Raw genomic sequence first — 6,087 nt, 5'->3', positions numbered from 1 at the left:
TCGCTTCACGCCAAGCGAATGCTCCAATTACATCCACCACTCCGGATACGTGCAATCATGATCGAGTCTGACTCTAGCTGTTGATCCCATGCTTTGATGGTGCATTTTCACCGTTAGCTGGGAAGGAGGCGCCATGGGCCAGGTACACCCCGGGAGCGCCACGACGACTGAGGCGGCCCATCAAGCGATACAGCATAGTCAAGAGAGCCTGAGGGTTCTGGCGAAGTGTCACGGAACCAGAAGTCAGTTGCCTAGTGGAAGCGGCGGACCTCGACGGTCGATCTGCCAACCGGCCCGAAGGTGGCACGATCTACGGTACTGTCGATCGAGCATGAGGCGGTCATCGTCGCCTTCCGTCGTCACACCCTGCTACCGCTCAGAAATCGCCGGGCAAAGATGGCGTTGGCATCGATCGCGGAGGTACCCCAGTCCACCGAGGGCTCCATCTCGTTGCCGTTGTGCGCGGCGTTGAACGAATTGACGATCACGAAATCGACATCGTGGCGGATCGCAGCCGACCACAGGGCACCGAGCGTCCCCGTGCCGAAGCGATCGGTCGTCGGGCGTGGATAGGGGCGGTTCTCGATCAAGCGATCGTCATAGCCCGGCATCACCATCGCACAGCGGATGCGCTTCGGCGCGTTCGCCAGCCAGCGCGGATAGGCTTCGTCGGTGAAGGCGGTGATCTCCGCCGGACTCTTGCCCGCGATATGTTCGGCGAAATGCCAGATGTGCGTGCCGTTGAGCATGCCCGCCTTCGCATCGAATTGCGGATCGGCGGGCTCGACATCGGCCAGCAGCAACGGCTCGGGATGGCCCTCGGCTACCATTGCCCGCGCCGCCTCACGCCAGCCATCAGCCGGCAATTCGCGCAGCGCCTTGCGATACAAGAAGATCACCGGCCGTCCGTCGACGCGCAGCCAGGCAGGGTGGGTCATCGCCTGCTGGAACATGTAGCGGAAATCGTTCTTGGCACCCTCGACCCCGCCCTTCTGACCCTCCAGATAGAAACTGACCTTCAGGCCATGATCGTGCATCGCCTGCAGCCAGATCGGCCCGCCGCCGCGATCCTCCCACAATTCGCGATACCAGGCGCCGTGGATCGCGCCGGTGAAGCCGCCCTGTTTCAGCCACGCCGCATGTTGCGTGATCACAGCCGGATCGAGGCTATCATACATGCCCAGCAGCGGCAGATGCGGGACCGGGTCCTCTTTCGGCGCCTCCTTGTTCAGCCCCTGCCACCGCTTATAGGCGCGGCTGAACTGCGGATTGGCGCGCCCCCGATAGTAGAAAGCGAGCACTTCGCGGCGCGGGCGTTGCACAGTCGCCATCAATCCTCGGCCTTTTCCAGGGGATTGCCATCCGCCCCAAGGAGCACCAGCTCACCGCCACGAAACACCCAGCGATTATCGTCGCTGCACATGCCTTCGATCATCTTGCCGTTCGGGTTCCGCGTCAGCATCATTTTCACGACCCAGGGTCGGGTGAACTCGGGGTTGGTCATGGTCATCTCGAGCGCGATCTTGTTCGGCCCGGCCGGCGTGTAGCGTTCGATGATGTACGATCCCTCCGCCTTGGGAATATGCGGTTCGATCTGGGTGTTGCTCCCCCGGATGTTGGTCGTCTCGACCACCATCGTCTTACCCTCCCAGTGCGCGGCTGACCAGCCGTTGTAAAGCGAAGTCGTCGCCTCGTCGGGATGCGGGCGGCCATCGAGGAAGATGCGGCGGTGCTGCATCTGGTTGCCGTAGAACAAGTCGATCTCCCTGGGCGATACCACCACCTCCCAGCCGCCATAGCCGCTCATCGTGAGGATGTAGGGCATGCCCGCCGGATGGCATTGCGTATAGGGGCCGAAGATTTGCCGCCCGCGTCCCATCTCGCGCCGGATATTCTTGTAGACCTCCATCGGCGCAGGTTTAAGCGGCACCATGTTGGGCGGCACGAATTCGGGATCGCCATATTCGGCCGAGGTCTTGAATCCCGACATCCAGCCGCCGCCCCGGCCGACATCCTGGCTCCACGTGCCGCCTTCCCACAAGGCGCGCAGTTCGGCCTGCGAAGGGGTGGGCGTGAGCTTGCCCGTCGCCTTCGCACGCGCAGCGGCTGTTACGGCGGGCGTCGATGTCAAGAAAGGCGGCTGGCCTGCTTGCGTATAGCCCGCAGCAGGCGACAGCAGCGCCATCGCAACCGCCCATCGCCCGATCCGCCGCGATCCCATCCTGTGCTCCTTCGGTTGCCCATCCGCACCCGCGTGGGCGCGCTGGGGTTTGACCATAGGGAGAGGCGCCTACGCAAACGATAAATGCAAGCGCAGTCATCGTATCATCGGCGACAGCGCCAAGCTGTAGCGCCGCTTGGTGTGATCGCGATTTCGGTCTAGGCTGGCGTCAATGGAAGTGCAGCCGCCCGTGACGCTGAAACCGTATCTGGACGCGGCCACGGTCGCTTTACACACGCCCTATCCGGCGCTGATCGAGGCGCTGCACACGGCCTTCGTCGATCCGCCGCACTGCCCCGCCGCACGGAAATCGCGCTCGGCGCGACGGCGGCGGGTCCGGCGGGGCACCTCCTCGTAATGCCGGTCGCGCGCGATGGGGGGATGGCGCTCGTCAAGCTGGTGACGGTCCACCCCGCGCTGGGCACGCGGCCCGGCGGGGCGCTCCGCTCCGTCGCGCTCGCGATCGACGCGACGAACGGTGAGACGATCGGCCTGATCGACGGCCACGCGCTGACGACCCGCCGTACCGCCGCGACGTCTGTCCTCGCCGCTCGCGCGCTTGCCCGGCCCGATGCGAGCAGGCTCACCATCGTTGGCGCGGGCGCCGTCGCGGCTGCCCTGGCGGAAGCCTATGCGGCCAGCTTCCCGCTGACCGGGATCGCCGTCTGGGCGCGCCGTGCCGAGGCGGCCGAGGCACTCGCAGCGCAACTCCGCGACAAGGGGCTTCCCGCGCGCGCCGACGCGGACTTGGATGCTGCCATCTCCGACGCCGAGATCATCGCCACCGCGACGCTTTCCACCGAACCGCTGCTCACCCCGGCTATGGTGCGTGACGGCGCGCATCTCGATCTGATCGGCGGCTATACCGCTGCGATGCGCGAGGCAGAACCGCGCCTGACCGCCTCGGCCGCAATCGTGGTCGACAGCTCGGCGGCGCTGGATGCCGGCGATCTTGCCGCGCCGATCGCCGATGGGCTGATCGATCCCGCCGGCATCATCACCCTGTCGCAACTGCTGCGCGGCGATCGCGTGCCGTCCCCTGATCGCCGCATTACGCTCTTCAAGTCGGTAGGCCTGGCGATCGAGGATCTGGCGGCGGCGGAAATGGTGGTGGCAGGCTGGCGGCGCGCAGGAGCAGCATGATGCCGTGGGACGCTGATCCGCAGGTTTCCTCGCCGTTCGGCCGGCCGATTGCCGAACTGCTGGAACCGCGTGCCCGCCGCCAGCAGCTCGACGGCTTCGAGCCCCTCTATTCGGACATTGTCGATTATATTTTGCGCTGCACGCATCGTATCTGGGAGGAAAAGAATATCGGGCTGTGCCGCACGCATTATGCGGAGGATTGCCCGGTGTTCACACTCGGCGGGTTTTCCGCCGGAGTCGATGCGGTGATCGACAATACCGTGGCTGCGATCGCCGGATCCCCCGATCGCAGCCCGATTGCCGAGGATGTTATCTGGAGCGAGGATACGCCGGGCACCTTCCTCTCGTCGCACCGCATCGTCAGCTTCGCGACCCATCTCGGCCATGATGCGATCGGCGGCGCGGCGAGCGGCGCCCATACCGGCGTGCGCGTGATCGCTGACTGCTTGTGCCGCGAAAATCTGATCGTCGACGAATGGCTAGTGCGCGACAATCTGCAACTCGCACGGATGCTGGGCGTCGATCCGCTGGCGCTGGCACGGCGTCAGGCGGCGGCCGATCGCGAGGGCGATCCGGCACGGCACGGCTGGCTGGCTGCGGAGCGCGCTCGCGTGCGCGACACGCCCTCGATCGAGCCGCCGGGGGATCACCCCGCCGCCCCAATCGCCGCCGCGCTCGATCGCGCGTTCAATCACGATCTGTATGGAGAGGCGGCAGCCATCGTCTGGCCAGCGATCGAGGCGCTGTGGCCCTCGGGCCGTCGCACCTATGGCCCGGCCGGGTGGATCGGCCTGCTGCTGCAATTGCGCGCGCCCTTGCGCGATCCATGCTTCCGGCTCGAGCACTATGCCGCACGGCCCTTGCCCGATGGCGACATCGCCGTGGCGCTGCGCTGGTCGCTGGCCGGCCGCCATGGGGGTATAGGGGTGTGGGGGCTACCCGGTGCGCGCGAGCTGCTGATCCTCGCCATCTCGCATTACCGCCTCCGCGCCGGCCATATCGTCGAGGATATCACCGTATTCGATGAACTTGCGGTGCTCCGGCAGATCGAGGGCGGGCTGGGCGCATGAGCGGCAATGCGGATATGCTGGCGCTGGCGCGGGTTGACATCGCGCCGTCGCCGCTCCTCCAGAATACGTCGTTCGAGGGGTTCGGCAGCGATGCCTATGGTAAGGAGGAGATCGCTGCGATGCTGCGCCGCCATTCTCCGTTCACCGCCGTGACGCGACAGGCCCGCACGGCGCGGTCGCAGGCCGTCATCGGCGAGGATGCCGCGGGCCGGCCCGTGGCGCTGTTTGCCGATTTGCATGATGGCTGGATCACCCGGCTGTGGCGGCTGGGGGAGGGGGCCGACCCGGCGCCACTTCGACCCGTCACATCGGTGCCTGCCGACGCCGATATGGATCAGCGCGGCGGGCGGCTGGGCTTCGCGCCCGAAGCGCATCCCGAACTGGAGCCCGCCCATGCCGCGGCGCTGGTGGCGCTCGGCGATCGCTGGCTCGCCGGGCAGCCCGTGGACGTGATAGGTGCGCTTGCCTGCGCTCGTCCGATCATCCTGCGCGCTTTTTCCGAGGGTGGGGCCTGCGCGGCGTTGATCCGCATCCAGGGCCGCTTCCCGCACGGGCTGGGCGGTTTCCTCATGCTCGTCATGATCGCCGATGGCGAGACGATCGTCCTCGCCGATCAGGATGGCCGCGCCGCCGCCGAACGCCAGCCCTGGAGGCCCGCGCTGCGCTGAGCGTCAGCCGCGCCGCAGGAATGCCTCGGCCAGCGGGCGGTTGGCGTCGATCGTCAGCGTGCCCCATTCGCGCGAGGGTTCCAGTTCGGCCCCGTCGTTCCAGGCATTGAACGAGGTCAGCAGCACCCAGTCCGGATCGGTTCCCACCGCCGCCTGCCACTGTGCCGCCAGCATCGCCGTGCCGTAGCGATGGACGATATAGCGCGGATAATTGCGCGCGGGCGTAATCGGTGTTTTGGTGTCGTTGTACCCCGGGCTCACCGTCGCGCACTGGATCATCTTGCCGGCCGATTTGGCGCGCCACTGCGGATAGTTCACCTTGGCGTAGGCGAGCATCTCGACCGGGCTCTTGCCCGCGAGATCCCTTGTATTGACGTAGATGTGCGTCCCGTCGAGCGGCGCAGCGAGCATATCGTAGGTTGGCAGGCGCGGATCGACATCGCCGATCAGGATCGGCTCGGGAAAGCCCTCGGCGGCTATCTGCTTCGCCGCACGGCGCCACTCGGCCGGTGCCAGTGCGCGCAGCGAGGCCTGGTAGAAGAAGATCACCGGCCGATTGCCGACGCGCAGCCAGGCAGCGCTTTTTGCGTGCGTCGTCAGCAACTGGCGCAGATCGGCGACCGCGCCGTCATACCCGTTCTTCTGCCCCTCGATATAGACGCTCGCTTTCATGCGCGCCGCCGCCAGCTCGGCGACAAGCAGGCGAGTCGATTCATCGGTGCGGGCATCGCGCGCCCAGGCACCGGAAATCAGCCCTGTCAGCCCCGCCTGCCGCGCCCAGGCGACATGCTGGCGCACCACCGCCGGATCGTGGCTGTCGTAAAGCCCCAGCAGCGGCGTGTTGAGCGGCGGCTTCTCGTCGGGCGCTTCCTTGCCGGTCGGCCCCGTCCAGTGGATATACCGATCGCTGATCGCCGGGTTGGCGTACCAGCCATAATAGAAACCCAGCACTTCGCGGCGGATGCGGCGCGTCGCGGCGCGCGCG

General features: G+C 66.6%; 7 protein-coding genes and 1 pseudogene. 5 read left to right on the top strand and 3 right to left on the bottom strand.

What is annotated here, in order from left to right:
- Positions 1-133: 133 nt before the first annotated feature.
- Positions 134-378: pseudogene (locus HUU94_RS00800) on the top strand (IS481 family transposase); the annotation flags it as partial.
- On the opposite strand, the gene HUU94_RS00795 reads toward HUU94_RS00800, so the two are convergent.
- Together HUU94_RS00795 and HUU94_RS00790 are read right to left on the bottom strand one after the other, a co-directional pair.
- Complete coding sequence (locus HUU94_RS00795; protein ID WP_174273232.1) at positions 360-1,331, bottom strand: hypothetical protein; 972 nt, start codon at positions 1,329-1,331, stop codon at positions 360-362. The pseudogene HUU94_RS00800 and the gene HUU94_RS00795 sit on opposite strands and share 19 nt — an antisense overlap.
- Complete coding sequence (locus HUU94_RS00790) at positions 1,331-2,221, bottom strand: hypothetical protein (protein ID WP_174273231.1); 891 nt, start codon at positions 2,219-2,221, stop codon at positions 1,331-1,333. Before HUU94_RS00790 ends, HUU94_RS00795 begins: the two co-directional genes overlap by 1 nt.
- 172 nt (positions 2,222-2,393) lie before the next feature.
- On the opposite strand from HUU94_RS00790, the gene HUU94_RS00785 reads away from it, so the two are divergent.
- The 4 genes from HUU94_RS00785 to HUU94_RS00770 are packed head-to-tail and all read left to right on the top strand — an operon-like array spanning position 2,394 to position 5,102.
- Positions 2,394-2,579: a hypothetical protein gene (locus HUU94_RS00785; protein WP_174273230.1), complete on the top strand. Its 186-nt coding sequence runs from the start codon at positions 2,394-2,396 to the stop codon at positions 2,577-2,579.
- A 23-nt stretch (positions 2,580-2,602) separates the two neighbouring features.
- A complete protein-coding gene (locus HUU94_RS00780; protein WP_254601819.1) occupies positions 2,603-3,364 on the top strand; it encodes a hypothetical protein in 762 nt (253 codons plus the stop codon).
- Positions 3,364-4,434: a hypothetical protein gene (locus HUU94_RS00775; protein ID WP_174273228.1), complete on the top strand. Its 1,071-nt coding sequence runs from the start codon at positions 3,364-3,366 to the stop codon at positions 4,432-4,434. Before HUU94_RS00780 ends, HUU94_RS00775 begins: the two co-directional genes overlap by 1 nt.
- Positions 4,431-5,102 carry a hypothetical protein gene (locus HUU94_RS00770; RefSeq protein ID WP_174273227.1) on the top strand — a complete coding sequence of 224 codons (672 nt, stop codon included), beginning with the start codon at positions 4,431-4,433 and terminating at the stop codon, positions 5,100-5,102. Before HUU94_RS00775 ends, HUU94_RS00770 begins: the two co-directional genes overlap by 4 nt.
- A gap of 3 nt (positions 5,103-5,105) precedes the next feature.
- On the opposite strand, the gene HUU94_RS00765 is transcribed toward HUU94_RS00770, so the two are convergent.
- Positions 5,106-6,087: hypothetical protein (locus tag HUU94_RS00765; protein WP_174273226.1), on the bottom strand; the 982-nt coding region annotated here is incomplete at its 5' end.

Source organism: Sphingomonas bacterium, assembly GCF_903644055.1.
Taxonomy (GTDB): Bacteria; Pseudomonadota; Alphaproteobacteria; order Sphingomonadales; family Sphingomonadaceae; genus Sphingomonas_I.
Note: the sequence above shows the minus strand (reverse complement) of the source record. Positions and strands in the feature narration are given on the sequence as shown.

What these genes read in the sequence shown, in the direction of transcription:
- HUU94_RS00790 (WP_174273231.1), bottom strand. Translation starts at nt 2,221, where the DNA reads ATGGGATCGCGGCGGATCGGGCGATGGGCGGTTGCGATGGCGCTGCTG.
- HUU94_RS00775 (WP_174273228.1), top strand. Translation starts at nt 3,364, where the DNA reads ATGCCGTGGGACGCTGATCCGCAGGTTTCCTCGCCGTTCGGCCGGCCG.
- HUU94_RS00770 (WP_174273227.1), top strand. Translation starts at nt 4,431, where the DNA reads ATGAGCGGCAATGCGGATATGCTGGCGCTGGCGCGGGTTGACATCGCG.
- HUU94_RS00785 (WP_174273230.1), top strand. Translation starts at nt 2,394, where the DNA reads ATGGAAGTGCAGCCGCCCGTGACGCTGAAACCGTATCTGGACGCGGCC.
- HUU94_RS00780 (WP_254601819.1), top strand. Translation starts at nt 2,603, where the DNA reads ATGGCGCTCGTCAAGCTGGTGACGGTCCACCCCGCGCTGGGCACGCGG.
- HUU94_RS00795 (WP_174273232.1), bottom strand. Translation starts at nt 1,331, where the DNA reads ATGGCGACTGTGCAACGCCCGCGCCGCGAAGTGCTCGCTTTCTACTAT.